Raw genomic sequence first — 26725 nt, 5'->3', positions numbered from 1 at the left:
TCAAAAACCTCTAAGTGTTTTTCAAGGTATGGGTTGTTATATAAATGTGAATCGAAAATAATACATAAAATATCGATTCTAATTTTTATATAAAAACTAATGTTTAATCTTAAATTCAAATGTATGAGAATCAATGACTCGTGTAGAGGCTCGAAGATTTTTCGGGCATTGTTGATCTTGATGCTATTTGCCCTTCCGGCACAATCTGCAATAGCACAGTTAACAATTAGGATCTCCAATTCTTCTTTAGGAACTGTGATTAAGCAAATCCAGTCTCAATCTAAGTATCAGTTTTTTTATGATGACAATTTAGCTTCAATGCGTATAGAATCATTGAATGTTAAAGATGTTTCTCTGGTAGAAGTGCTGGATAAGGCTTTGAAGGGGAAAGACATCGTTTACAAAATTGATGACAATGTCGTTTATTTGTCGAAAGCAAACACATCACCTGCGACAAAATCGGCACAGCAACAACTGAAAGTAACAGGTAAGGTGGTGGATGCAAATAACGAACCGCTGATTGGTGTTTCTGTACTGGAAAAAGGAACAACTAATGGTACTATTACAGATTTTGATGGTAATTATACATTAGTCGTTACAGGTTCTAATGCTGTTTTGCAGTTTTCTTATGTCGGGTATCAAACTCAGGAAAAGGCTGTAGCAGGAAAGACTGCTATTAATATTACCTTAAAGGAAGATGCTCAGGTTTTGGAAGAAGTTGTGGTTACGGCTTTGGGTATTAAACGTTCGGAAAAAGCTCTGTCGTACAATGTACAACAGGTTAATGCCGATGCGGTAACTACCAATAAGGATCCTAACTTTATTAACTCATTGAGTGGTAAAGTAGCAGGTGTCAACATCAATGCTTCTTCGTCGGGAGTAGGTGGTGTGTCTAAGGTTGTAATGCGTGGTACAAAATCTATCATGCAGTCTTCCAATGCATTATATGTAGTAGATGGTGTTCCGATGTACTCCAATGCTAATAAAGTGAATGGAACGGAATTTTCTTCTAAAGGAAATACGGAGCCGATTGCCGACATCAACCCGGAAGATATTGAATCAATGTCAGTGTTGACTGGTGCGGCAGCTGCTGCGCTTTACGGTTCTGATGCAGCTAATGGTGCGATTATCATTACTACTAAGAAAGGAAAAGAAGGCCGTGTGAACATTACCGTGAACAGTAATGTTGAGTTTAATTCTCCTCTTGTGATGCCTCGTTTTCAGACTCGTTATGGTACAGGTATTGGTGGAGTAAAAGATGATAACTCCAGTCGTAGCTGGGGGCCTAAACTGACAGAAGCCAGATATTTCGGATATAGTCCTCGTGATGACTATTTTCAGACAGGTGTTATAGGTACGGAAAGTGTGTCTTTCTCTACCGGTTCGGAAAAGAACCAGACTTATGCTTCGGCTGCAGCTGTTAATTCAAAAGGTATTGTTCCTAATAACAAATACGACCGTTATAATTTCAACGTGCGTAATACTACTTCATTCCTCGATGATAAGATGACACTGGATGTAAATGCCAGCTACATTTTGCAGAAAGACCGCAACATGGTGAATCAGGGTACTTACAACAATCCGTTGGTAGGAGCTTACTTGTTCCCTCGCGGCAATGACTGGGAAGATATAAAGATGTACGAACGCTATGACGTTGCACGTAAAATTTATACTCAGTACTGGCCGACAGGCGATGGTAATATGACGATGCAAAATCCTTACTGGGTGAACTACCGTAACTTGCGCGAAAATAAGAAAGACCGTTATATGTTGGGTGCAAGCCTGAATTATCAGATTCTTGACTGGCTGAATGTTTCCGGACGCGTTCGACTGGATAATTCTAATAATGATTATACGGAAAAAGCGTATGCCAGTACAAATACTCAGTTGACAGAATTGTCTGATCGTGGTCTTTATGGTATTTCCAGAAGCTATGAAAAGCAGCTGTATGCAGACTTCCTGGTAAGTGTAAACAAGACTTTCGGTGAGAAATGGTCTTTGCAGGCTAATGTGGGTGGATCGTTTACTGATATGCGATATGATGAAATTGCTGTACGCGGACCTATTGCTGATGATTCAAAAACCTTTGCCGGTGAAAAAGCCGGATTGACAAACGGTTTCTATATTCAGAACCTGAGTACGACTAAAACAAGCAAAATGCAGTCGGGCTGGCGCGAACAGACTCAGTCTATCTATGCATCTGCTGAAGTTGGTTACCAAAGTACTTATTATTTGACTTTGACTGGTCGTAATGACTGGCCTTCACAGTTGGCAGGCCGTAACTCAGTCAATAAATCATTCTTTTATCCTTCAGTGGGTATGTCTGTCGTTCTGTCAGAATTGATGCCAAAATTGAATAAGGATTATTTGTCTTATTGGAAAATACGTGGTTCTTTTGCTTCTGTAGGTACAGCTTTTGAAAGATATATAGCTAATCCTCTTTTCGCATGGAATACCAGTATCGGTCAGTGGAGTAATTTGACTGACTTCCCGGTATACGATTTGAAACCGGAACGTACCAATTCTTTTGAAGTAGGTATGAATATGCGTTTCTTGAAGAACTTCGAACTGGATGTTACTTATTATAACGCAAAGACAATGAATCAGACATTCAATCCTGAGTTGCCGGTAGGTGAATATGCCCGTATCTACATTCAGACGGGTGCCGTTCGCAATCAAGGTCTTGAATTAGCGTTGAACTACAATAATACGTGGAAAGACTTTACATGGAATACAGGAGTTACTTATTCGATGAATAAGAACAAGATTCTGACTTTGGCCGATAATGCCATCAATCCTATCACTCATGAAAAATTCTCTATTTCTTCTTTGAATATGGGTGGTCTGGGTAGTACCCGTTTTATCCTGAAAGAAGGTGGAAGTATGGGTGACATTTATTCCTTGATGGATTTGAAGAGAGATGCCAATGGAGCTGTTTATATCGATGAGAATAACAGTGTTGTAACAGAAAGTCTGGAAGCTAATAATTACATCAAGTTAGGTAGTGTATTGCCGAAAGGAAACTTGGCATGGCGCAACAATTTCAGCTGGAAGAACATCAATGTGGCTTTCTTGGTTTCAGCTCGTCTGGGTGGAGTTGTATTCTCCCGTACACAAGCCGTTCTGGATAACTTCGGAGTATCGGAGGCATCTGCTGCAGCGCGTGACAAAGGCTATGTATCAGTAAACGGAAATGACCGTGTAAATCCGGAAGGCTGGTATTCTGTTGTAGCTGGTGGTACAGCGGTTCCTCAGTATTATATTTATTCGGCTACTAATATTCGTTTGCAAGAAGCCTCTATCGGTTATACTATTCCGAGAAAATGGTTGGGCAATGTGTGTGATATCAAAGTTTCATTGATCGGACGTAATCTTTGGATGATTTACAACAAAGCTCCTTTCGATCCTGAAAGTGTAGCGTCTACTGATAACTTCTATCAGGGAATTGACTACTTTATGATGCCTTCATTGCGTAATATTGGCTTTAATCTGAGCTTTAAATTCTAAATAAATCAAGATAGGTATGAAAAATATAATAAATAAAATAGTATTTGGATCTCTTACCCTTGCACTGTCTTCGTGTATCGGTAACTATGAGAATATCAATTCCAACCCATATGAAGCTCCTGATTTGTCAGCGGATGGATATGCTTTAGGATCGGCTATGAATAACCTGGCAGGTTGTGTGGTATCGCCGGACGTAAATACGGCCCAGTTTACAGACTGCTTGTTGGGTGGACCTTTAGGCGGATATTTTGCTGATTCTAATGCCGGTTTTACAGAAAGCATCTCAAACTTTAATCCGAAAGATGACTGGAGCCGTGTTTTTCTGAAAAGTGATAAGATTATTCCGACATTATACTCTAACCTGACACAAGTGAAGCTTGTATCACAGAATACAAACGACCCGGTGCCATACGCTATTGCACAAGTGATAAAGGTAGCAGCTATGCATCGCGTGACTGATGCTTTTGGTCCGATTCCTTATTCTCAGATAGGTGCGAATGGTGAGATTGCCACCCCTTATGATTCTCAGGAAGTGACTTATGATACATTTTTCGAAGAATTGAATGCGGCTATTGCTACGCTCAATGAGCATCCTAACGAACAGCTCGTTCCTACAGCTGACTATATATACAAGGGTGATGTCAAGAAATGGATCAAGTTTGCCAATTCATTGAAGCTGCGTCTGGCTATCCGTATAGCTTATGCCAACCCGGTGAAAGCTCAGCAGATGGCAGAAGAAGCTGTAAAACCGGCAAACGGAGGTGTCATCGAATCTAATGCAGACAATGCAACATGGAACTACTTCGAGACTTCACAAAATCCTATATATGTAGCTACCCGCTATAATCAGGTGCAGACTTCCGATCATGGTGGAGTTGCCTGTCTGACAGGTGGTGATACACATGCTGCAGCCGATATCATCTGCTATATGAACGGTTACAAGGATAACAGACGTGAAAAGTTCTTCACTAAATCCGAATGGGCAGGATACGACTATGTAGGAATGCGCCGAGGTATTGTGATTCCTGAGTTGAAGACAGTCGGACATAAATATTCCGGTGTGAATATAGCTCCTACATCTCCGCTGTACTGGATGAATGCAGCCGAAGTGGCTTTCTTACGTGCTGAAGGACAAGCTGTTTTCAATTTCAATATGGGTGGTACAGCTGAATCATTCTACAATCAAGGTATCCGTTTGTCTTTTGAACAGTGGGGTGCGGACGGTGCAGAAGATTATCTGAAGGATGATGTCAATAAACCGACTGCCTATACTGATCCGGCAGGAACGAACACCTATCAGAATGCTCTCTCTAATGTTACTATTAAATGGAATGATGGTGCCGGCAAAGAAGAAAAACAAGAACGCATTATCGTGCAGAAATGGATTGCTAACTGGCAATTGGGTAATGAAGCTTGGGCAGATTTCCGTCGTACCGGCTATCCGAAACTGATTCCGGTGAAGGAAAACAAGAGCGGTGGCGTAGTTGATTCAGAGAAGGGTGCACGTCGTATGCCTTATCCGTTGGATGAGTTTGTCAGCAATAAGGCAAATGTAGAATATGCTATTGCCAACTACTTGCACGGTGCCGACAATATGGCTACGGATGTATGGTGGGCTTCTAAAAAATAATATTAAACTTAAAGGAAAGTATATATGAAAAATAACCTGAAATATAGATTGTCTGCTCTGCTGTTTCTGGCATCAGCCCTGACAATGACTTCATGTAGTGATTGGACAGATGTGGAAAGTCTCCAGCTGAATACACCTACATTCGAAGAGCAGAATCCTCAATTGTATGCTGACTATCTGAAGGATTTGAACAGATATAAGTCTGAAGAACATAAGTTCACTTTTGTCTCTTTTGAGAACCCCCAAGGTTCACCCGGCAAACAGGCGGAACGCCTGACAGTTGTACCGGACAGCGTTGATTTTATTTGTCTGAACAATCCGGAAGTAAGCCCTGAAGTTCAGGCAGAAATGGTGAAGATACGTGAGAAAGGCACCCGTACAATTTACAGCATTGATTACTCCAGCATTGAAAATGCATGGAAGGAGAAAGTAAAAGCTGAACCGGAATTGACCGAAGAAGATGCTCTTCAGTATATTGGTGAACGTACCAATGAGATGCTGGCACTTTGTGATAAATATAATTTTGATGGTATTATTGCTGATTATACAGGACGTTCGTTGGTGAGTCTTCCGGAGGCAGCTTTGAAAGAATATAATGGCCGTCAGCAGAAGTTCTTTGGTGAAGTGATGAACTGGCAAAGCAGTCATGATGACAAGACTTTGGTGTTCTACGGAAACGTACAGTATTTGGTGCCGGAGAATATGAGTATGTTGAGCAAGTTTGACTTCATCATGTTGAAAACAGCTGCTTCAACCAATGCTGATGATCTTGCTTTGAAAGCATATTTGGCTATTCAGGCAGGCATAGATGCAGTAGGTGGTACAGAAGGTGGAGTAAGTCCTGTTCCTGTTGATCGCTTTATTGTTTGTGTGGAATTGCCGCAGGCTGATGATAAAGATAAAGTGAAAGGTTACTGGAGTACGGTGGATGAAAAAGGCAACAAGCTTGTAGCAGCTCCGGGAGCAGCTCGGTGGATGGTAGAAGAATCCCCTAATTACACTCGGAAAGGTATCTTTATTATGAATGTCCATAATGATTATTATAACAATACTTATGGATATGTGCGTGAAGTTATTCGTATTATGAATCCAAATAAATAAGAATAGAAATGAAACTCTATAAATATTGTTTTGCGTTTTTGGCTCTTACAACCGTCACAGTGAGTGGGTGTAAGAATGAAGATATCAATGAAGAGCATCATTATGACAATAAACTCTATGTCAGCTCGACTCCTGTTTGTGATGATTTGCTGATTAAGCCTAATATAACAGAGGCTACCCGTGAGATAAGCTATCGTATAGCATCACCGGCAGAACAGGATATTCAGATTAGTTTTGATGCCGCCCCTGCTATGACCGCAGCATACAATCTGATTTATAATGATAATGCGACTGCGCTGGATGCACGTTTTTACAGTATTCCTAATAAAACTGCTACTATTAAAGCGGGAGACGTCTCCAGTGATAATATCGTGATTGACTTTAAAAACACCAATGAATTGGATAAGTCAAAACGATATGTATTACCTGTTACCATTTTAGATGCATCCAATATTGAGGTGCTCGAAAGTGCCCGTACTGCTTATTTCATATTTAAGGGTGCTGCACTTATCAATGTGGTGGCAAATATTAAGGAAATCTATTTCCCGATAAACTGGAAGAGCAGTGTGAGCAGTCTTTCTACTGTGACTATTGAAGCTTTGGTTCGTAGTGAGGACTGGGTTGCAGGCCGTGATAATGCATTGAGTTCTGTTTTCGGTATTGAAGGTAAATTCCTTATACGTGTAGGTGATGCTGACCGACCACGTGACCAGGTTCAGGTAGTAGCTCCCGGAGGAAACTTCCCGGGCCCGAATACCGTTGCGGGTTTGCCTGTTAATGAGTGGGTACACATTGCTGTTGTTTATGATAATACGACAAAAGAGCGAATCTATTATAAGGATGGTGTTGCCGTTTATAAAGACGAAGCTGCTTCAGGCAATATCTCTCTAAGTAGTGGTTGCTATATTGGTCGTGCATGGGATGATACTCGTTGGTTGCCGGGAGATATTTCAGAAGTTCGTGTATGGTCAGTACAAAGAACTGCAGAGCAAATCGCTACCAATCCTTATGAAGTAGATCCTGCCAGTGAAGGGCTGGTTGCTTACTGGAAGTTTAATGAAGGTGCCGGAAATGTAATTACCGATCAGACTGGTCATGGTAATGATATTACAGGTTCGGGTGATCCTACTTGGGTACAAGTGGAGCTTCCTAAGATAAATTAATTGTTGGTTTAACCTTTTATTCAAGAATTCATTATGAATATAAAATATATAACTTCGGGTTTGTTAGCTGCCATGATTGTGAACTGTACTGCATTCTTGACCTCTTGTGCCGATGATCTTGAGGTTGGAAAGAATATTGATGAGTCGGCGTACAGTGGCATTTACGAAAATAATGCGTATCTGCGTGATGGAAAGTCAAATTTAGTATCTAAAGTTGTCGAACTTCACGGTGAGACTTATGCTACTACAGTAAAGATGGGCTTGAGCAAAACCCCTAATACGGCTACATCGGCAAAAGTGAAAATAGATGCTGCTTATTTGGAAACTTACAATAAAGCGCATAATACAGATTTTGAATTGTATCCGCAAGACTTGGTTACGTTTGCCAACGAAGGAGTGCTTACGGTGAATGCAAATGCTAAATCGGCTGAGGTAGATATGACTATCCGGGCAGGAGAAGGTTTGCAGGATGACAAGACTTATGCTATTCCCGTAGCCATCAGCGATCAGAGTAGTGATATTACTATTAAAGATGAAAGTGCGAAACACTGCATCTATCTGGTGAAAGACATGAGAAATGCCGGTGATACTTATAAAGGAGAAGATGCGGTAAAAGGCTACTTATTCTTCGAGGTAAATGATGTTAACCCATTGAATACTCTTTCTTTCCAGTTGGAAAATGGAAAACTTATATGGGATGTTATTGTCTTGTTTGCAGCTAATATCAATTATGATTCTGAAGCTGGACGTCCGCGTGTACAGTGTAATCCGAACGTACAATATTTATTGGATAATAATGAAACTTTTTTGCAGCCTCTTCGTAGACGTGGCGTAAAAGTGCTGTTAGGATTACTTGGTAATCATGATATAACAGGTTTAGCTCAACTTTCAGATCAAGGTGCTAAAGATTTCGCTCGTGAAATTGCTCAATATTGTAAAGCCTATAATTTGGATGGGGTTAATTACGATGATGAATATTCCAATTATCCGGATTTGAATAATCCTTCCCTTACTACTCCAAGTACGGCAGCTGCTGCTCGTTTATGTTATGAAAGTAAATTAGCGATGCCTGATAAGCTGGTAACAGTATTTGCGTATGGTCAAATGTACGGTGTGGCTACTGTCGATGGTGTAGATGCGAGTGAGTGGATTGATATTGTTGTGCCTAATTATGGAAGTAGTGCATATCCGATAGGGAATATGACTAAAAAACAATGTGCAGGTATAGCGATGGAATTTAATTTGGGAGGGGGTAGTAGTTTGACGCCATCAACTGCTCGGAGTCTGATGAACAATGGATATGGTTGGTACATGGGATTTGCTCCGAGTCCTGATAATTACTATAGTATTTTTAGGCGTTTGGATGGGGCCGAAACTCTGTATGGGTCGCCATTAAAAGACCCCACAGTCTTCTACAAGAAGAACGATCCGACTCCATACCAATATCCGGATGATCTTTAAATAAAGTAGAAATTGTATGGCTTCCATAGCGATTAGTAACATAGTCGCTATGGAGAAATAAAACAAATAAAAAACAAGAATATGAAAGCACATTATAAACTCTTTTTATCTCTAGCAATAGGATCATTCGTTACTTTTGCTGGCTGTCAGGATGATGAGGTAGTGGATTTGGTGAAATATCCGGTGAATCAGCCTGCTATAACGATTAATGATGCGGAAGGAGCGTCCAAAGCGACGTTGACTGCTGTTTACAAATCTGATGGTACTTTAGAACTGAACGGTCCTGTAACCAGAACCTATACATTCCATTTTGCTGCATCACCGGAAGATGCCACAGTTACTTTTGATGTTATAAATACTAATATACCAAAGGAAAATGTAGAAATCAGTGATACTAAGGTGGTTCTTCCTGCCGGTTCAACAGATGCATCTGTCACAGTGACCTTGAAGGACGAAGATTTTAGTTTTGCAGCATCCAATTATGATGCGGCAACATACGAGCTCGGTGTGAAAGCCAGTGTGGAAGGTTATAAAATAGGAACGGAGTCGATAGAATCTAAAATTGTGATAGAAAAGGAAGCATATATCGCTTCATGCTCTGTAGTTGGTGAGAACGGAAACACCGTTTCATTCGAGCGAGCTTTCTCTCAAGGGGCGATTGTCAATACTGATCCTATATCTTATGCTTTCAAAATGAAGTTGGATAAACCGGCAAGAAAAGATGTAAAGGTGAAGTTGGCTACTACAGGTTTGGACGAAAAGTTCATGAATAAAATTACTGTTACTCCTGCTGAAATTACTATACCTGCCGGTGAATTAGAGTCAGCAGAGATTACATGGTCTATTACTGACGATTTCTTGCTGACAACAACGGAAGCAGAGTTTCACACTCTTGTTGTAGCTGCATCGGTGGAAAGCGAGGACCCCGTTGTGAAAGTAAATAGCAAAGAGAATATCCTAACCTTTAATGTAGATAAAGTAGTTAGAAACTTCAAATATTTGTCTGCTATTGGTAGTAATTGGGTTGAATTGTCGAAAGATGGTTGGGGAGCAGAAATACCTTCCGGTGTCTCTGGTAGCGCTAGTTATTTGATTGATGGTAATGGAGGTAGTTACGGATCAGATGTATATAGTTCGAATCCATTCTGGTTTGTTATCGATATGAAGTCTCCACAGACTTTCTTAGCTTTAGGTATGGATTATTATTATACGTATGCTGCCAAGAAAGTACGTATTTCAACTTCTTTGGATAATGAAACATGGACTTCGCAGGGAGTACTGGAAGCTCCTCGTGCAGGTAATCATTATTTCGAATTCTTCTCGTCTATAACTGCTCGTTATGTCAAAGTTGAATTATTAGCAGGCTTTAGTTCATACATTGATGTCACTGAGGTATATATATACAACGCTCAGTAAAATTGAGTCATTAGTAAATTAGTTAATTTTAGAGCCGGACATTTCATTCTGAAAGCCCGGCTCTTTTTTCTTTTACCTATAATGTCTGCCTCTCTCTCTTCCTAAGGGGAGTCTTGTGCCAACGGCTTGGCACAGTCGTGCCACTACGTTGGCATTGTTGTGCCAACAGCTTGGCACGGTTGTGCCACCAAGGTGGCATTGTTGTGTCATCGTAGTGTGATGGTTGTGTCTCCTTATGATAACAGTTGTGCCGTTTCGGAGTACTGCCGGTCACCAGTCGTAATCCTCAACGTATACGTCAAAGTCCTGTGGATGAGTAACTCCGCAATTCTTGAGAATGGTCAATATTCTTTGTTGTTCGGAGGGGGTAAGGAGACGTTCACCTTTGCGGACCCGGTAGTAGGTTCTCCGGCCAAAAAAACTCATTAGATGTGATATGACAGCTTGCATTTGTTTGTATGGCAGGGCTTCTAATATTTTGATGAATCCTTTTGCATAACGCACTTTGGTGTTAGAACGATAGTAAGGGCAATCTCCTTGTAGAGCGGCGAGATGTTTGGGGCTGAGGATATCCCAATATTCAATCTTTTCCGGCACGCTTTGTTCTGTAAGTTGTCTTAAACATGTGTTTGCTTTCGAACATTTCCGGTTGAGGCACATAGCGTACTGATAAGGGACTTTTGTAAAGTCAATTTCTTCTTTCATGATTATAGTTGTTTGTCCTGCAAAAGTAGTGAATAGAAATCGAAAAATAGCCTGAAAGCAAATTACTTTACTTTCAGGCTATCGTTTTTATCATTATCCGGATAAAGTCGTTCAGAAGAAGAGAGAAAACCATCATCCGGAGGAAGAAAGACTTCGTATAGATGTGGATGATTACTCCTTAGAAAAAGAGTAGGGCATATCCTCTTCTTTCGTTCCCCTGTTCAAATTCGGTTGATTGCTCATTTTTACCTCAATGGTGCCTCCCTTGAACAAATCTCCGTGTCGTAAATAGTTCTTGGTGTGATCAGCCCCATTGAAGCTCATAGAGTCAATATAAAAATTCTCCTTGCTGTTATTAGGCGCATTAATAACCAGACTGTTGCCATTCTCGAAGTGAAGCGTAGCCTTTTTGAATAAAGGAGCTCCCATCACATATTCGTCTGTTCCCGGGCAAACGGGATAAAAACCTAGAGCAGAGAACACATACCAGGCAGAAGTCTGTCCGTTGTCTTCGTCTCCACAGTAGCCGTCGGGTCCGGGAGTATACATTCTGTCCATCACCTGACGGAGCCAGTATTGGGCTTTCCACGGTTGTCCAGCATAGTCGTACAGATAAATCATGTGCTGAATCGGTTGATTGCCATGCGCATAGTTACCCATGTTCATTACTGTCATTTCACGAATTTCGTGGATTACCTGTCCATAATAGCTGTCATCGAAGATAGGTGGTACGGCAAATACAGAGTCCATCATAGTGACAAACATTTCTTTTCCACCCATTAAGTCTATCAGCCCTTGAGGATCGTGGAAAACGGACCAGGTATAATGCCAGCTATTTCCTTCCGTGAAGGCATCTCCCCATTTCAGAGGCGAGAAAGGAGACTGGAACGTGCCGTCTTCGTTGCGTCCACGCATTAGCTTGGATTCTTTATCGAAGAGATTCTTGTAATTCATGGCACGTTTGGCAAACAGATTGATTTCTTTCTTCGGGCGTTTCAACTCCTTTGCCAACTGGTAGATGCACCAGTCGTCGTATGCATACTCCAGCGTACGGGCAGCGTTCTCGTTGATTTTTACATCGTAGGGTACATATCCCAGCTTATTATAGTATTCGTATCCCAAACGTCCGGTAGAAGAGACTTCCGGATGCACGTTCTCTGTTCCGTGAATCAGCCCTTCATATAGCGTCTTGATATCATCTACTTTCACTCCCTTCATATAAGCATCTACCAGAATAGAGGCAGAATTGTTCCCTACCATGCAACCTCTGTGTCCCGGACTTGCCCATTCGGGGAAGAAACCGCTTTCTTTATAAGTATTGATAAGTCCCTCCTGCATCTCCTTGTTGACCGACGGATACATCAGGTTCAACAGCGGGAAGAGGCAGCGGAATGTATCCCAAAAACCGGTATCGGTAAACATATATCCCGGGAGTACTTGTCCGTTGTACGGGCTGTAGTGGACAGGCTGACCGTTCGCGTCCAGTTCATAGAATTTGCGCGGGAAAAGCAGCGAGCGATACAGGCAAGAATAGAATGTGCGATACTGATCCAGATTGCCGCCTTCTACTTCTATTTTACCCAGCACCTGATTCCATGCATCTTTTCCTTTTTGGGCGAGTTGCTCCAGGTTGTCTTTGCCTAATTCGTTCATATTGGCGGCAGCCTGTTCAAAACTGATGAACGAAGAGGCGATGCGTGCATGCACCTGTTCTCCTTTTCGGGTTTTGAATCCGATGATGGCTCCGGCATGATTGGTAGTCTGTTCTGCCGCATTCTCTTGCAGATTTCCATTCTCTACTGTTGCTTTATAGGTAAACGGCTTGTCGAACTCAATGATAAAATAGTTCTTGAAGTTTTCGGGAACGCCGCCGCTGTTACGGGTCGTGTAGCCGATAATCTTGTTTTCTTCGGGAATAATCTTGATGTAAGAACCTTTGTCGAAAGCATCTACAACAACATAAGAGTGATCATTCTCCGGAAATGTGAAACGGAAAAGTACGGCACGTTCCGTAGGTGTCATTTCGGTGACTATATCGTGTTCTGCCAGATATACTTTGTAGTAATAAGGGGTTGCAACTTCTCCTTTGTGTGCAAACCAGCTTGCGCGTTTTTCTTCGTCAAACACCGGCTTGCCTACTATCGGCATAATGGAGAACTGGCCATAATCGTTGATCCACGGACTGGGTTGATGTGTCTGCTTGAAGCTGCGTATCTTATTGGCAGTATAGGTATATTGCCAGCCATCACCCATCTTTCCGGTCTGCGGAGTCCAGAAGTTCATTCCCCAGGGGCGGGCAATAGCCGGATAGGTATTACCTGTTGATAACTCAAAAGTAGACTGAGAGCCCATCAGCGGATTGACATACTGTGTCCAGTCTTTTGCTTTGGCTAAGAGTGTACAACTGAGTATACATGCTGCTAATAATAGTTTTTTCATGGTATTTGTTTTAATGATTGGCTGCTGATAACTACTTGCTGACTCCCCATTTTGTCGGTCGGTCAGTCATCTTGATTTCCATCACTCCACCTGCTGTAATATCCTGATGATTGAAGAAAGGTGTATCCAGCGGCTTGCCGTTCAACAGAACGCTTTCAATATATTTATGGGTCTTTGCATTGTTCTTTACTACAATGCTGAACGTCTTTTCTCCCGGCAGATTGATGACGGCCTTGTCGAAGGCCGGACGTCCGATAGAATATACCGGTTTGCCCGGGCATACCTGATAGAATCCCATAGAGTTGAGTATATACCATGCAGACATTTGCCCGCAATCCTCATTGCCGGAAAGTCCGTCTACGCTATTTGCATATTGGCTTTTGTACACGCTGTCTACCAGTTCCTGCGTTCTCCACGGGCGATTCACGTAGTTATATAAATGGATGACGTGATGACTCGGCTCATTGCCGTGCGCATATTGGCCGATGAGCCCGCTGATATCTGCCGAAGTCGTTTCGCCTTCGAGGCTTGACTCTACCGTGAACAGAGAGTCCAGCTTTCCAACAAAGGCATCTTCACCTCCCATCAGGTTGACAAGTCCGTCCACATCATGAGGAACAAACCATGTCCATTGCCAGGCAGTTCCTTCGCAATAGTCATCACTCCGGTGAGTGGAGGCACGCGGATTGAACGGAGTGCGCCATTCACCTTTTGAATCCAATCCACGCATGAAGCGAGTCGATTTGTCGAAATAGAATTCGTAAGCTTTGGCAAAGCGTTCATATTTGGCTTTATTCTCGAAATCATTCATTGCCTCGGCAAAGATGGAGATGCACCAGTCGTCGTAAGCATATTCCAGTGCTTTGGCTACGGACTCGTTTTCACGGTCGCAAGGAATGTAACCGATTGCATTCTTGTAATACTTCGCTTTGGGCATCAGATGAGGCAATACCAGATCGGGGCATTTGATGCCTGTGGTGTCATATTCGGCTGCCCTCAGACTGGCTTTGTATGCTTCGGGAGCATCAAAGTTGCGATAACCTTTCATATAGGCATCCACTATGACCGGGACTGCATGATATCCGATCATAGTTCCTGTGTAGTTGGAAGCTAAATCCCACATCGGATATATCCCGCCTTCCTGATGTTTCTTTATCAGTGAATTGATGAACTGATTATTCAGATTCGGGTCAATGATGGTCATCAACGGGTGCAGTGCGCGGAAAGTATCCCACAAAGAGAAGGTAGTATACAGAGGATTGATGGTATCACCCTGATGTACTTCAAGGTCCATGCCGAGATAACGTCCGTCTGCATCCATAAACAGATTCGGGCTGATGGCCGTATGATACAGAGCGGTGTAGAATATTGTTTTATCTTCTTTGTCGGAAGTGGTGATGTCTATTTTAGACAGATAATTGTTCCAGGCAGTACGGGCGTCTTTGCGTACCTTGTCGAAGTCCCATTCGGGTATTTCGGATTCTACATTCTTGCGCGCACCGGCAATATCGACAGCGGATACTCCGACTTTAACCAATACTTCTTCCCCTTTTTTCGTATTGAAGTGCAGCAATGCTTTGCATACAGGCAGACGTTTGCCGTTGTCCATTGTGACGGAGTCGGTGATGAGGGTATATGCAAAGGGCTTGGAGAACTTGGCGTAGAAATTAATGTACTGGTCGAAAGCCCAATAAGTTGTCTTCTTGTGTCCGCAAATCTCAGTGTCGCTGATCACTTCGATTTCCATCTCGTAGTTTGTTTGCCGTTGCAGGCTGTAATCCAGATCGATGATAAATCCGGATTCGGCACTTTCGGGAAAAGTGTAGCGGTGGATGGCGCCGCGTTGCGTAGCAGTGATCTCCGCCTTTACCTGATAGGTGTCAAGGAAAACGGAGTAATATCCGGGTTCCGCTGTCTCATTCTCGTGAGAAAAGCCGGAGGCGTAGGCAAGTTTCTGACTTTCCGGATCGGTCGTCAGATACTGCGGATTGCCGACAGTCGGCATCAGTAGTACGTCTCCGTAGTCACAGCAGCCGGTGCCGCTGACGTGAGTGTGCGAAAATCCGTTGATCGTGTTGTCGTCGTAATAATAACCGGAGCAAGCATCCCAGCCATCAATCCGGGTGTCCGGACTCGGCTGGATCATACCATGCGGAACTACGGCTCCCGGAAAAGTATGTCCGTGTCCGCCGGTGCCTATGAAGGGATTGACATAAGCACTATAATCTTTTACACTGGGGGATTCTGTGCAGGAGTTGAGCATTATAAATCCTCCGAAACATCCTATCAGAAGTGTTCTTAATTTCATGGTATTAATTAATTTAAGTTTGGCAGGACTCATTTCTTATCAGAAGAGATAAAGATATTGTTTCCTACGATTTTATATTCAATGGGTATAGAATTCTGCAAGGATTTCAACACCGATTCAATGGTTGCCTTCTTCTTCAATACACCGGAATAGGTTTTGTCCGACCGGATATCGGGAGATAGAATGATTTTCACGTCATAAAAACGCTCCAGTGCCTTGGTGATGGTAAAGATATTTGCTTTGTTGAATGGTATCAGATTGTCACGCCATACAGCATCCAGTTTTGCGTCGACTTGCTTCACAGTCAGCCGTCCGCTGTTTCTGTTCAGTTCGGCGCGTTGACCGGGTGCGAGAACGATTTGTCCTTCGTCCTTGTTGCCTTTCACTTCAATTTCTCCCTCGATCAATGTCGCTTCTGCTATCCGGCAACGTTTGTCGCACTTGAAGTTGAAAGTGGTTCCCAATACACGTACGCGCATGGCATCGCTTTCTACCGTGAATGGCTTATGGCGGTTCTTGGTTACTTCGAAATAGGCTTCTCCGTCCAGATATACATTACGTTCTTTTTCGGAGAACTCGCGCGGGTACTTCAAAGTGGCGGCATTGTTCAGCCAGACTTTGGTTCCGTCCGGTAAGACAACTTCTTTCACGATACCTTCATTGGCAACGGCCACGAGCATCTGATGTTCTGTCTGGTTGTAGAACCAGTATCCGGCTCCTCCGCCCATTAATAAAGCAACAACGATAATGGCTGCATATTTCATCCAACGATGCATATACAGCACTTTGTCTTTCTTCTTTTTCTCTTGCTCCAGTTTTCTATAAAGCCTTTTTTCCGCATTAGCCATTCTTTGTTCGTCGGCATAAGTATCGAACTTGCCCAAATGGAACACTTCTTCCATGCGGAACAACTGGCAGGCGTTCTCTTCTGATTCATTCATCCAGGCATTTACCTCGATCAACTCCTCCTGCGAGCACTTTCCTGTCAGATATTTGTCTATTATTTCTTCGCTCAGATTTCTCATTTTCTTTTCCTTCATATAAGTAATACAACTGAACCCCCAAAAACACTTAACTTTATTCCAATAAAAATAAGAGGAGAATGAACCAAAGATGTCCGAGACGATTCCGCAGGAACTTTAATGCTTTATACATATGTGCCTCTACCGTGCGAAGTGAAACTCCCAATATGTCGGCTATCTCCTTGTTTTTCATATCATGCAGATAGCTGAGTTTGAAAACTTCTTTGCACTTGTCCGGCAACTCATTGATCGCATCGTGAATCTCTTTCCTCAATTCCCGGTCTTCGATTTTGCGAATCACTTCGTTATTGTCCGGCTGATAAAACTCAGCACGCCTTTGATTAATCTCTTCCATGGCAGCGCAATAGCCATCTTCCACATTACGATGTTTCAATACGTTAAGGGCACGTGTATAGACAGCACGATAGAGGAAAGCCTGAATCTGCTCTCCTATCTCTATGCTGTCTTTTCGTTTCCAAAGCTCTACAAACACATCCTGTACCACATCCTCCGCCTCTTCTTCTCCTACCAGTCGGGTGGCGTAGAATATCAGGCTGGGGTAGTACCTGCGGAATAGAGCTTTGTAGGTTAAGTCAAAGTTTTCATTCATTCTTTCGGTAGATTAGTTTAGGAGCGAGTCTTACTCATTTCAAATTCGACAGTAGCTCCGTTCATAATCTGTTCATGAGTAAGGTAGGTCTTATCGTACGGCTGACCGTCTACTTTGATCGATTGAATGTAGATGTTCTCCTTGCTCACTTTGGGAGCAAGCACTGTAAATGTCTTTCCGTTTGCCAGATGCAGTTTCATTTCCGGGAATAGGGGAGTACCGATTTCGTACTTTCCGCTGACCGGATTGACAGGATAGAATCCCATTGCGCTGAACACATACCAGGCGGACATTTGTCCGCAATCTTCGTTTCCGCAAAGGCCGGCAGGCTCATTCTTGTAAAGTTCGTTCATCACTTTGGCGATGTATTCCTGTGTACGGTTCTGATGTCCTATGGCATTGAAAAGATAGATGACATGATGGCTGGGCTCATTGCCGTGAGCATACTGTCCGATCATTCCCGTGCTAAATATCGGAAGTTCGTCGTCCTCTGCCGGATGATAAGTAAACATACTGTCCAACTTCTCTGCAAAGCGGTTTTTACCTCCTACGAGCTCAATCAAGCCGTCTACGTCATGTTGTACGGACCAGAAATATTGCCAACCGTTACTTTCGCAGATATGCGGAGTGTATTCGTCGGCTTTGAAGTCTTTGATAAAGTTTCCTTTGTCATCACGAGGTTGCATGAACGAAGTCGCGGGGTTGTAAACGTTTTTGTAGTTCTGCGAGCGTTTGTAGAATTCGTCGGCTATCTCTTTTTTACCCATCTTATTGGCCATTTCAGCGATGCAGTAATCGTCAAATGCATATTCCAGAGTTTTGGACAGTGACCAGTTCTCTGCATTGTAATGATCGGTCACATTGTAAGGAATGTATCCCAGCTTTTTGTAAAGGCCGATTCCCCGGTAATTATCCAGATTGGCTGTTGCCACGCAAGCTGCCAATGCCTTATCTGCGTCAAAATCACCTATCCCTTTCAGGTAAGCGTCAACGATGACAGGGACAGCGTGGTAACCAATCATCATGTCTGTTTCGCTGCCGTAGAAGTTCCATACGGGCAGGCGTCCGTTCTGCTCAAAGAAGGCAATGAAGGATTTTACCATGTCATTGACACGTTCCGGTTCTGTATAAGTGAAAAGAGGATGGGCGGCACGATAAGTATCCCAAAGAGAGAAAGTACTGTAATTTACCCAACCATCGCTTTGGTGTACCTTTTTGTCGGGACCGTAATAGGCTCCGTCTACGTCGCTGTAGATGGTCGGTGCAATCATAGAGTGGTAGAGGGCGGTGTAGAAATTTACTTTGTCGTTTTCGTTATCACCTTTTACTGTAATCTTACCGAGTTGGCGGTTCCAGTTGGCTTTAGTCTCTGCCAGATATTTGTCGAAGTCATTTTCGGGTACTTCAGCTTGTAAGTTTTTGGCCGCCCCCTCCATACTGACACCGGAGATGGCTGTGTTGACCAGAATTTGTTCTCCTTCTTCTGTCTTGAAGTCAAAACGGGCGATGGTGGCTGTACCGATGCGTTTATTCTCCTTGATAATGGCGGTTGTATCCAGAGCGAACTTATCAAAAGGTTTGGAGAAACGGGTGCGGAAATAGATTCGCTGGTCGCGTGCCCAACCGTCGGAATAACGGTATCCCTGAATAGTGACGGAGTCGACTACTTCAATATGGGAATCGTTCGTGAAGTCCCAGTTCATCGCTTTCTTCAGATTCAGGAGAATGGCTGCTTCAGCCTTAGGGAAGGTGTAGCGTTGAATGCCGCAACGCTCGGTTGCAGTCAGTTCTACATTGATATTATAGTCTTTCAGGCGTACCTGATAATAGCCTGCATAGGCACTTTCGTCATCGTGTGAGAATTTGGAGTAGATGCCTAGCGGTGCTTCCGCCTCTTTATAGGGGAGTGTGACCGGCATGAAAGAAATATCATACAAGTCTCCGGCACCTGTTCCGGAAAGGTGTGTGTGACTGAATCCGGCGATTGTGCTGTCCGGATAGAAATATCCGGAGATGCGGTCCCATCCCGGAAGTCCGTTATCCGGGCTAAGCTGTACCATGCCAAAGGGGGCTTGTGCGCCGGGATACGTGTTTCCTGTAAAATCGGTGCCAATAAAAGGATTTACATACGATGTGTAATCAATTTCAGCTTGTGTCTGTTTGGTGTTGCAGGATGCAAAAATACAAACGATTAGAAGTAGGTAAATAGGTGTTTTCATCGGTCTACGGGTATTGGTGATTACTTATTTTATTATTTGAAGGATAAGAAAAATAATTAATCTGTTTACAAAGGTAAGAAATATTCGTGATAATTGGACTTATATCACAAATATTTTTGGTGGGGAATGGATGGGGTGTGGACGGCTTTGCAATTCCCCGGTTCCGAAGGGTGTCTTCATCGGTAGCGAGGGGTGTCCTCATCGGTAGCGAGGGGTGTCCTCATCGGTAGCGAGGGGTGTCCTCATCGGTGGCGGACGATATCTTCATCGGTGGCAAAAGTACAGGTAAAGGTGACGTGTCAGGAAAAAAGGATGGAGGGGCAGTCCGAACCCCCGGTTTGAGCTCCATACTGTACGGAAATGAATTAAATTATAAATTAAGGATTAGGCACGGATTACACGGATTTCACGGTTTTAGTGCTATGATTAATTACGTAAAACAACCGTGTTCATCCGTGTAATCCGTGCCTAAATATATTCTTTTCTGTACAGAAAGAAACAAACTGAAAGCAACCGGGGGCGGATCGATCCGGATGATTACTATAATCATATTACTAAGGCACGGATGACGCAGATAATACGGTTCTTTTGTATTTAAAACCGTGTCATCCGTGTCATCCGTGCCTCAATAAGTGCATAAAAGAGTATTGTCTTCCTTCTTTTATGCTTGATCTCTATTTGTCTACAGATTAAATCCCTGCAAGTTCCAGTACTTTTTCAATAGCGGCACTCAGGTTGTCTGCATTCTTGCCTCCGGCAGTAGCGAAATGAGGTTGACCGCCTCCACCGCCTTGAATCAGTTTGGCTGCTTCTTTCACCAGGTTACCAGCTTTCAACCCGCCGGCTACGAGATTGTCGCTAAGCATTACTGTCAGCATTGGTTTGTCGTGGTCTATGCTTCCGGCTACGAAGAATAAGTTTTCTGTGATTTCGCCACGAAGCTGGAAAGCGATGTTCTTTACCATTTCTGCCGGTAGCGGAGCGCAGAATTTGATGACATTGATGCCATGTATTTCCTGCATATTCTTCAGCAGTCTTGCTTTCAGGGCGACTTCTTTTTCTTTCATGAAGTCTTCTACCTGCTTCTTCAATCCTGCGTTTTCGTCGAGGTATTTGCGGATGGCAACACTCAGATCCGGTGCGTTGTTGAAGAGCGCTTTCAGGTCATTCAGTGTATCTTGAATAGTGTCCAGCATTTCTTCTACACGTGCTCCTGTGTAAGCTTCGATACGACGTACACCGGCAGCAACAGAACTTTCGGATACGATCTTGATCATACCGATATTTCCGGTTGCGGCTACGTGGATACCTCCACAGAACTCGATAGAAGAACCGAACTGAATCACACGTACCCTTTCTCCGTACTTTTCGCCGAAGAGAGCGATAGCTCCCAGTTCTTTGGCTTCTTCGATAGGAATATTGCGGTATTCTTTCAAAGGAATGTTAGCGCGGATCTTGGCATTAACCAGATGTTCTACCTTGCGGATTTCTTCGTCTGTCACTTTCTGGAAGTGAGAGAAGTCGAAACGCAGTGAGTCGGGTGTTACCAATGAACCTTTCTGTTCGATGTGCTCGCCCAGTACTTCACGCAAGGCTGAATCCAGTAAGTGAGTAGCCGAGTGATTGGCTGCGCAGGCAGCACGTCTGTCGGTGTCTACACAAGCCATCATCGGAGCTTCCGGATGTTCCGGCAATTTTTTGGTAATATGAATCGGAAGATTATTCTCTTTCTTGGTGTCGATTACTTCGATAGTCTCGAATTCGCTGACCAGCACACCGGTATCACCTATCTGACCACCACTTTCTGCATAGAACGGAGTGTAGTCCAGTACAATCTGATACAAAGTCTGGTTTTTCTGTTTGATCTGACGGTAACGAAGAATAGAAGCTTCGTACTCAGTGTAGTCATATCCGACAAATTCGGTTGTTCCTTCTCTCAGAGTTACCCAGTCACCCGTCTCAACGGCGGCGGCGTTACGGGCACGCTGTTTCTGCTGTTGCATTTCTTCATTGAACTCTTCGAGGTTGACAGTCATTCCGTTTTCACGAAGAATCAGTTCGGTCAAATCCAAGGGGAAACCGAAAGTATCATATAAGGTAAAGGCGTCTTTACCGCTGATTTCAGTTTTTCCGGCGGCTTTGGTATCTTCCATGGTCTTATCCAGCAGGCGGATACCTGTTTCGAGCGTACGAAGGAATGCTTCTTCTTCTTCTTTGATTACTTTTTCAATCAGACCTTTCTGTGCGATCAGTTCCGGATAAGCGTCTCCCATGTTGTCTATCAACACCGGAAGCAGCTTGTACATGAATGATTGCTTCTGTCCGAGGAAAGTATATCCGTAACGAACGGCACGACGGAGGATACGGCGGATGACATAACCGGCTTTGGCATTGGAAGGTAACTGACCGTCTGTGATAGAGAAGGCAATCGTACGGATGTGGTCAGCAATCACGCGCATGGCGATGTCCTGCTGTTTGTCTTTTCCGTATTCTGTGCCTGCTATCGCTGCAATAGCTTTCAGCATCGGTTGGAATACATCCGTATCATAGTTGGATGTTTTACCTTGCAGAGCCATACAGAGGCGTTCGAATCCCATACCTGTATCGATTACCTTTGCAGGAAGTGGTTCGAGGCTGCCGTCAGCTTTGCGGTTATATTGCATGAACACGAGGTTCCATATTTCAATCACTTGAGGATGATCGTGGTTGACTAGGTCGCGACCGGAGATTTTAGCGCGTTCTTCTGCCGGGCGAAGGTCGATGTGGATTTCCGAACAAGGTCCGCAAGGTCCTGTATCACCCATTTCCCAGAAGTTGTCATGTTTGTTGCCGTTGATAATATGATCTTTCGGCAGGAACTGTTCCCAGTAAGAAGCAGCTTCGTCGTCACGGCTCAAGCCTTCTTCAGGACTTCCTTCGAATACAGTGGCGTACAGATGTTCCGGATTCAGTTTCAATACTTCTACCAGATATTCCCATGCCCAGTTGATAGCTTCTTTTTTGAAGTAATCACCGAATGACCAGTTGCCAAGCATTTCGAACATCGTGTGGTGGTACGTGTCATGTCCCACTTCTTCCAGGTCATTATGTTTTCCGCTTACACGCAGACACTTCTGAGAGTCCGCGACTCTTGTGTATTTCGCCGGGTGGTTACCCAAAATGATATCTTTAAACTGGTTCATCCCTGCGTTGGTAAACATCAGGGTAGGGTCATCTTTTATCACCATCGGAGCCGAGGGAACGATGTGGTGTCCTTTCGACTCAAAGAAATTCTTGAAAGAATCTCTGATCTCTTTTGCAGTCAACATATTCTTCTATATATCTATTGTTGAGGTTAATATTCTCAAAAAACTGTGCAAAGATAGCTTGTTTTTATTACTTTTGCCGTATTAACAAGCGAAATATTTCCAAAAAGATGCGCAAAGTTTACTACATCTACAATCCAAGGACGCAGACTTATGATCGAATTTACCCTACCGTACGGCAACGTGCGCTTAGCATTCTGCGCCAGCTTTTTATCGGTATGGGACTTGGAGCAGGGTGCTTCATCATTTTACTTTTGGTGTTCGGATCGCCTTCGGAGAAGGAGTTGCGAATCGAAAACAGTCGTCTTTTGGCACAATATAACGTACTTTCCCGCCGTCTGGATGATGCGATGGGGGTGCTTCAGGATATTCAGCAGCGTGATGATAACCTGTATCGGGTGATTCTGCAGGCTGATCCTGTTTCACCGGCTATCCGTCAGGCTGGTTTTGGAGGCACAAACCGTTATGAAGAACTGATGGATCTGGCAAACTCCAAGCTGGTCGTAAATACGACTCAAAAGCTGGATGTATTATCGAAACAAATTTATATCCAGTCCAAGTCTTTTGACGATGTGATAGATATGTGCAAGAACCATGATGAAATGTTGAAGTGTATTCCCGCTATTCAGCCTATTTCCAATAAAGACCTTCGTAAGACTGCTTCCGGATACGGGACACGTATTGATCCGATATATGGCACCACAAAATTCCATTCGGGAATGGATTTCTCCGCTCATCCGGGGACAGATGTTTATGCGACCGGAGACGGGACGGTGGTGAAAGTGGGATGGGAAACAGGATATGGCAATACAATTGAGATCGACCATGGTTTCGGTTATCTGACTCGTTACGCTCACTTGCAAGGCTACAATACGAAAGTCGGGAAAAAAGTGGTGCGTGGTGAAGTGATCGGAAAGGTGGGAAGTACAGGAAAGAGTACGGGTCCTCATCTTCACTATGAGGTGCATGTGAAAGGAAAGGTTGTGAATCCTGTTAACTATTATTTCATGGATTTGAGTGCGGAAGATTATGAGAAGATGATCCAGTTAGCTGCCAACCATGGTAAGGTGTTCGATTAATCTCTTAAAACAACGGTTTCTATGCTAAATACAGACAAAGAGCTAAAATTATACTACTCCATAGCCGAAGTGGCTGAGATGTTTGGAGTCAATGCTTCCTTGCTTCGTTTTTGGGAGAAGGAGTTTCCTCAGATTTCTCCCAGAACCACAGGAAGGGGAATACGTCAGTATCGTAAAGAGGATGTGGAGACAATTGGCCTGATCTATCATTTGGTGAAGGAGAAAGGTATGACACTTCCCGGTGCCCGTCAGCGTTTGAAGGATAATAAGGAGGCTACGGTCCGCAATTACGAGATTGTGAATCGGTTGAAAGGTATTAAGGAAGAGCTTCTGGCTATCAAGAAAGAACTGGACGGACGAGATTAAGTCTCAGGGAAGAGTAGATATAAATGAAGAATGATGAATGAAGAATTACTTTGCAGCGTGATAGCGCAGCCAATTCTTCATTCATCATTCTTCATTTATAACCTAAGCGTTGGTGATGTTTGGGTGGATTTATTCTTCTACTCGGTTCACCTGTTTGATATTTTGAATCTTCTTCAGGTTATTGCAGATTGTTTTTACATCTTCCACATCATGTACCCACAACTGGATTTTTCCTTCGAATATCCCGTCGTTTGTTTCAATGGCAAGTTTACGGATATTTACGTTAAGTTGTCTGGAGATGACTTGAGTCACTTCGTTCAGAAGTCCCATACTGTCTATACCTCTTAAATAGATATATACGAGGAAAGAAAGTTCTTTGTGAGTATCCCATTCGGTCGCTAATATGCGGTTGCCATAGCTGCTTTTCAGCTTCGCGGCAACAGGACACTGGCGTTTATGAATGATAATCCGGTCGTTCTCATCAACGTACCCCAAAACATCATCACCGGGAATCGGGTGACAACATTCAGCCATGATGTATTTCTTTTGCAGACTTTCTTCTGTCAGTCTAAGAATCTCTTTCGGATTGATCTTTTCTTTTTCCTGAGGTTCTTTCTCTTCCGTTTTCTCCTTGTTGCTGTTCCCGAAGGAGAAAGTAAGGTATTTTTTCCAGTTGCTGGTTTGTTTTTCTCTTAGTTCGTTCTTGTCCGTTTCTCCCAGAATGATGGCTTTGCTGCCGATAGCAGCCAATAATTCTTCTTCGTTCTTGAAGTTGTGTAATTTACGCAATTTCTCGACGACAGCCTCTTCCGGACGTATTTCTTCTTTTTTCAGAAACTCACTGAGCAACTCTTCACCAATTTTTTGGTTCGCCTTACGTTCTTTACGAAGAATCGCTGCAATCTTGGCACGGGCACGGGCGGTCGTAGCGAATACTTCCCATTGTGGTTGTACACGTTGCGATTTGGAGGTTAGTATTTCAACCTGGTCGCCGCTTTGTAGTTTATGGCTTAGTGGTACCAGCTTATGATTGACTTTGGCACCGATACAATGACTGCCGATATCTGTGTGTAATGAAAAGGCAAAATCCAGCGCCGTAGAGTTCTGAGGCATTGTTTTCAATTCTCCTTTCGGAGTGAATACAAAGATTTCGGAAGCAAACAGATTCAGTTTGATTGTATCCAGAAAGTCGATTGCATCCGGTTGTGGATCGTCTAGTATCTCTTTAATAGTTTTCAGCCATTTCTCCAGTTCGCCTTCGTCTTCGCTGCCTCCTCCTTCTTTATATTTCCAGTGAGCGGCAAAACCTTGTTCTGCTACATCATTCATCCGTTCGCTACGAATCTGCACTTCAATCCATTGCCCGTTGTTTCCCATCAGGGTGACGTGCAATGCCTGATAACCATTTGCTTTAGGGTGACTTACCCAGTCACGCAGGCGGTCGGGATGAGGTTTGTATATCTTGGAAATGGAAACATAGATATCGAAGCAGTCATTGAGCTCTTCCTCTACGTTACGTGGTTCGAAGATAATTCGGACAGCGAGTAAGTCATAAATCTCCTCGAACGGGACGTGTTTGGTCTGCATTTTGTTCCAGATGGAGTAGATCGATTTTACACGTGCCAGAATCCGGTATTTCAGCCCCATCTTGTCCAGTTGAGTACGGATCGGAGCTGTGAAGTCGTTGAATACTTTATCGCGTTCGGCAGCGGTAGCATTCAGCTTTTCTTCTATTTCGGCATATTCTTCGGGATGTTCATATTTGAAACTGAGGTTTTCAAGTTCTGTTTTTATCTTGTACAAACCCAGCCGGTTGGCTAACGGAGCATAGATGTAGAGAGTTTCTCCTGCTATCTTATATTGTTTATTGGGCAACATGGAGCCCAATGTACGCATGTTGTGCAGGCGGTCAGCTATTTTAATCAGGATAACCCGGATATCGTTCGACATGGTGAGCAGTAACTTTTTAAAGTTTTCTGCCTGTGCCGAGGCGCGGTCTCCGAAGATTCCGCCGGAGATTTTGGTCAGTCCGTCTACAATCTGGGCTATTTTCGGTCCAAAAATATTTTCGATGTCTTCTACCGTATAGTCAGTGTCTTCTACTACGTCATGCAGCAACGCTGCACAGATCGAGGTAGACCCTAGACCGATTTCGTTGCATACTATCTGTGCAACGGCAATCGGGTGCATGATATAAGGTTCGCCGGAGCGGCGTTTGATTCCTTTGTGTGCCTGATTAGCAAAGTTGAAAGCTTTCGTGATGATTTCAACTCGTTTGCGATGTTTAGTATGGAGATAATCATTCAGAAGTTCCTGGAACGCCTGATTGATCATCTCTTCATCTGCTATTTCTTTGGGGGTTATATTATCCATATTCGTTATCCTTTCATTCGC

16 protein-coding genes are annotated in these 26725 nt (G+C 43.5%); 8 read left to right on the top strand and 8 right to left on the bottom strand.

What is annotated here, in order from left to right; translation table 11 throughout:
- The first annotated feature begins 123 nt into the window (after nucleotides 1-123).
- The 6 genes from BLW31_RS00990 to BLW31_RS00965 all read left to right on the top strand — a co-directional run bounded on the left by BLW31_RS00990 (nucleotide 124) and on the right by BLW31_RS00965 (nucleotide 10278).
- Entirely contained in the window at nucleotides 124-3507 is a 3384-nt protein-coding gene (locus BLW31_RS00990; RefSeq protein WP_029425288.1) for a SusC/RagA family TonB-linked outer membrane protein, read from the top strand.
- 16 nt (nucleotides 3508-3523) lie between these two features.
- Nucleotides 3524-5137: a RagB/SusD family nutrient uptake outer membrane protein gene (locus BLW31_RS00985; RefSeq protein WP_010536604.1), complete on the top strand. Its 1614-nt coding sequence runs from the start codon at nucleotides 3524-3526 to the stop codon at nucleotides 5135-5137.
- Between the two features lie 24 nt (nucleotides 5138-5161).
- A complete protein-coding gene (locus BLW31_RS00980; protein ID WP_010536605.1) occupies nucleotides 5162-6238 on the top strand; it encodes a glycoside hydrolase family 18 in 1077 nt (358 codons plus the stop codon).
- An 8-nt stretch (nucleotides 6239-6246) separates the two neighbouring features.
- Nucleotides 6247-7401, top strand: coding sequence for a DUF1735 and LamG domain-containing protein (locus BLW31_RS00975; protein ID WP_010536606.1), 1155 nt, complete (start codon nucleotides 6247-6249; stop codon nucleotides 7399-7401).
- 33 nt (nucleotides 7402-7434) lie between these two features.
- Nucleotides 7435-8862, top strand: coding sequence for a BT_3987 domain-containing protein (locus BLW31_RS00970; protein WP_010536607.1), 1428 nt, complete (start codon nucleotides 7435-7437; stop codon nucleotides 8860-8862).
- An 81-nt stretch (nucleotides 8863-8943) separates the two neighbouring features.
- Nucleotides 8944-10278 (top strand): DUF4989 domain-containing protein, encoded by a 1335-nt coding sequence (locus tag BLW31_RS00965; protein ID WP_010536608.1) that lies wholly within the window; start codon nucleotides 8944-8946, stop codon nucleotides 10276-10278.
- Between the two features lie 270 nt (nucleotides 10279-10548).
- Here the strand turns inward: BLW31_RS00965 and BLW31_RS00960 are convergent, their stop codons facing one another.
- The 7 genes from BLW31_RS00960 to alaS all read right to left on the bottom strand — a co-directional run bounded on the left by BLW31_RS00960 (nucleotide 10549) and on the right by alaS (nucleotide 22889).
- A complete protein-coding gene (locus BLW31_RS00960) occupies nucleotides 10549-10983 on the bottom strand; it encodes a DUF6078 family protein (RefSeq protein ID WP_010536609.1) in 435 nt (144 codons plus the stop codon).
- Between the two features lie 171 nt (nucleotides 10984-11154).
- Nucleotides 11155-13422, bottom strand: a complete 2268-nt coding sequence (locus BLW31_RS00955; protein ID WP_010536610.1) for a GH92 family glycosyl hydrolase — start codon at nucleotides 13420-13422, stop codon at nucleotides 11155-11157.
- Nucleotides 13423-13453: 31 nt separating this feature from the next.
- A complete protein-coding gene (locus BLW31_RS00950; RefSeq protein ID WP_029425289.1) occupies nucleotides 13454-15730 on the bottom strand; it encodes a GH92 family glycosyl hydrolase in 2277 nt (758 codons plus the stop codon).
- A 29-nt stretch (nucleotides 15731-15759) separates the two neighbouring features.
- A complete protein-coding gene (locus BLW31_RS00945) occupies nucleotides 15760-16770 on the bottom strand; it encodes a FecR family protein (RefSeq protein ID WP_029425290.1) in 1011 nt (336 codons plus the stop codon).
- Nucleotides 16771-16807: 37 nt separating this feature from the next.
- Nucleotides 16808-17362, bottom strand: coding sequence for an RNA polymerase sigma-70 factor (locus BLW31_RS00940; RefSeq protein WP_010536613.1), 555 nt, complete (start codon nucleotides 17360-17362; stop codon nucleotides 16808-16810).
- Nucleotides 17363-17379: 17 nt separating this feature from the next.
- Nucleotides 17380-19581, bottom strand: coding sequence for a GH92 family glycosyl hydrolase (locus tag BLW31_RS00935; protein ID WP_010536614.1), 2202 nt, complete (start codon nucleotides 19579-19581; stop codon nucleotides 17380-17382).
- A 689-nt stretch (nucleotides 19582-20270) separates the two neighbouring features.
- Complete coding sequence (alaS, locus tag BLW31_RS00930) at nucleotides 20271-22889, bottom strand: alanine--tRNA ligase (RefSeq protein WP_010536615.1); 2619 nt, start codon at nucleotides 22887-22889, stop codon at nucleotides 20271-20273.
- Between the two features lie 107 nt (nucleotides 22890-22996).
- Between alaS and BLW31_RS00925 the strand changes: the two genes are divergently transcribed.
- Both BLW31_RS00925 and BLW31_RS00920 read left to right on the top strand, forming a co-directional pair.
- Nucleotides 22997-23965, top strand: a complete 969-nt coding sequence (locus BLW31_RS00925; RefSeq protein WP_010536616.1) for a M23 family metallopeptidase — start codon at nucleotides 22997-22999, stop codon at nucleotides 23963-23965.
- 21 nt (nucleotides 23966-23986) lie between these two features.
- Nucleotides 23987-24331 carry a MerR family transcriptional regulator gene (locus tag BLW31_RS00920; RefSeq protein ID WP_010536617.1) on the top strand — a complete coding sequence of 115 codons (345 nt, stop codon included), beginning with the start codon at nucleotides 23987-23989 and terminating at the stop codon, nucleotides 24329-24331.
- A gap of 129 nt (nucleotides 24332-24460) precedes the next feature.
- On the opposite strand, the gene BLW31_RS00915 is transcribed toward BLW31_RS00920, so the two are convergent.
- Nucleotides 24461-26704, bottom strand: a complete 2244-nt coding sequence (locus tag BLW31_RS00915; RefSeq protein ID WP_010536618.1) for a RelA/SpoT family protein — start codon at nucleotides 26702-26704, stop codon at nucleotides 24461-24463.
- Nucleotides 26705-26725 lie beyond the last annotated feature (21 nt).

This window comes from Bacteroides faecis MAJ27 (assembly GCF_900106755.1).
Classification (GTDB): domain Bacteria; phylum Bacteroidota; class Bacteroidia; order Bacteroidales; family Bacteroidaceae; genus Bacteroides; species Bacteroides faecis.
This window is presented reverse-complemented; position numbering and strand designations above follow the sequence as displayed.

Bases quoted from the DNA above. Each gene is read 5' to 3' on its own strand.
- BLW31_RS00985 (WP_010536604.1), top strand. From the start codon at position 3,524: ATGAAAAATATAATAAATAAAATAGTATTTGGATCTCTTACCCTTGCA.
- BLW31_RS00940 (WP_010536613.1), bottom strand. From the start codon at position 17,362: ATGAATGAAAACTTTGACTTAACCTACAAAGCTCTATTCCGCAGGTAC.
- BLW31_RS00945 (WP_029425290.1), bottom strand. From the start codon at position 16,770: ATGAAGGAAAAGAAAATGAGAAATCTGAGCGAAGAAATAATAGACAAA.
- BLW31_RS00960 (WP_010536609.1), bottom strand. From the start codon at position 10,983: ATGAAAGAAGAAATTGACTTTACAAAAGTCCCTTATCAGTACGCTATG.
- BLW31_RS00925 (WP_010536616.1), top strand. From the start codon at position 22,997: ATGCGCAAAGTTTACTACATCTACAATCCAAGGACGCAGACTTATGAT.
- BLW31_RS00915 (WP_010536618.1), bottom strand. From the start codon at position 26,704: ATGGATAATATAACCCCCAAAGAAATAGCAGATGAAGAGATGATCAAT.
- BLW31_RS00935 (WP_010536614.1), bottom strand. From the start codon at position 19,581: ATGAAAACACCTATTTACCTACTTCTAATCGTTTGTATTTTTGCATCC.
- BLW31_RS00980 (WP_010536605.1), top strand. From the start codon at position 5,162: ATGAAAAATAACCTGAAATATAGATTGTCTGCTCTGCTGTTTCTGGCA.
- BLW31_RS00920 (WP_010536617.1), top strand. From the start codon at position 23,987: ATGCTAAATACAGACAAAGAGCTAAAATTATACTACTCCATAGCCGAA.
- BLW31_RS00975 (WP_010536606.1), top strand. From the start codon at position 6,247: ATGAAACTCTATAAATATTGTTTTGCGTTTTTGGCTCTTACAACCGTC.
- BLW31_RS00970 (WP_010536607.1), top strand. From the start codon at position 7,435: ATGAATATAAAATATATAACTTCGGGTTTGTTAGCTGCCATGATTGTG.
- BLW31_RS00990 (WP_029425288.1), top strand. From the start codon at position 124: ATGAGAATCAATGACTCGTGTAGAGGCTCGAAGATTTTTCGGGCATTG.
- alaS (WP_010536615.1), bottom strand. From the start codon at position 22,889: ATGTTGACTGCAAAAGAGATCAGAGATTCTTTCAAGAATTTCTTTGAG.
- BLW31_RS00955 (WP_010536610.1), bottom strand. From the start codon at position 13,422: ATGAAAAAACTATTATTAGCAGCATGTATACTCAGTTGTACACTCTTA.
- BLW31_RS00950 (WP_029425289.1), bottom strand. From the start codon at position 15,730: ATGAAATTAAGAACACTTCTGATAGGATGTTTCGGAGGATTTATAATG.
- BLW31_RS00965 (WP_010536608.1), top strand. From the start codon at position 8,944: ATGAAAGCACATTATAAACTCTTTTTATCTCTAGCAATAGGATCATTC.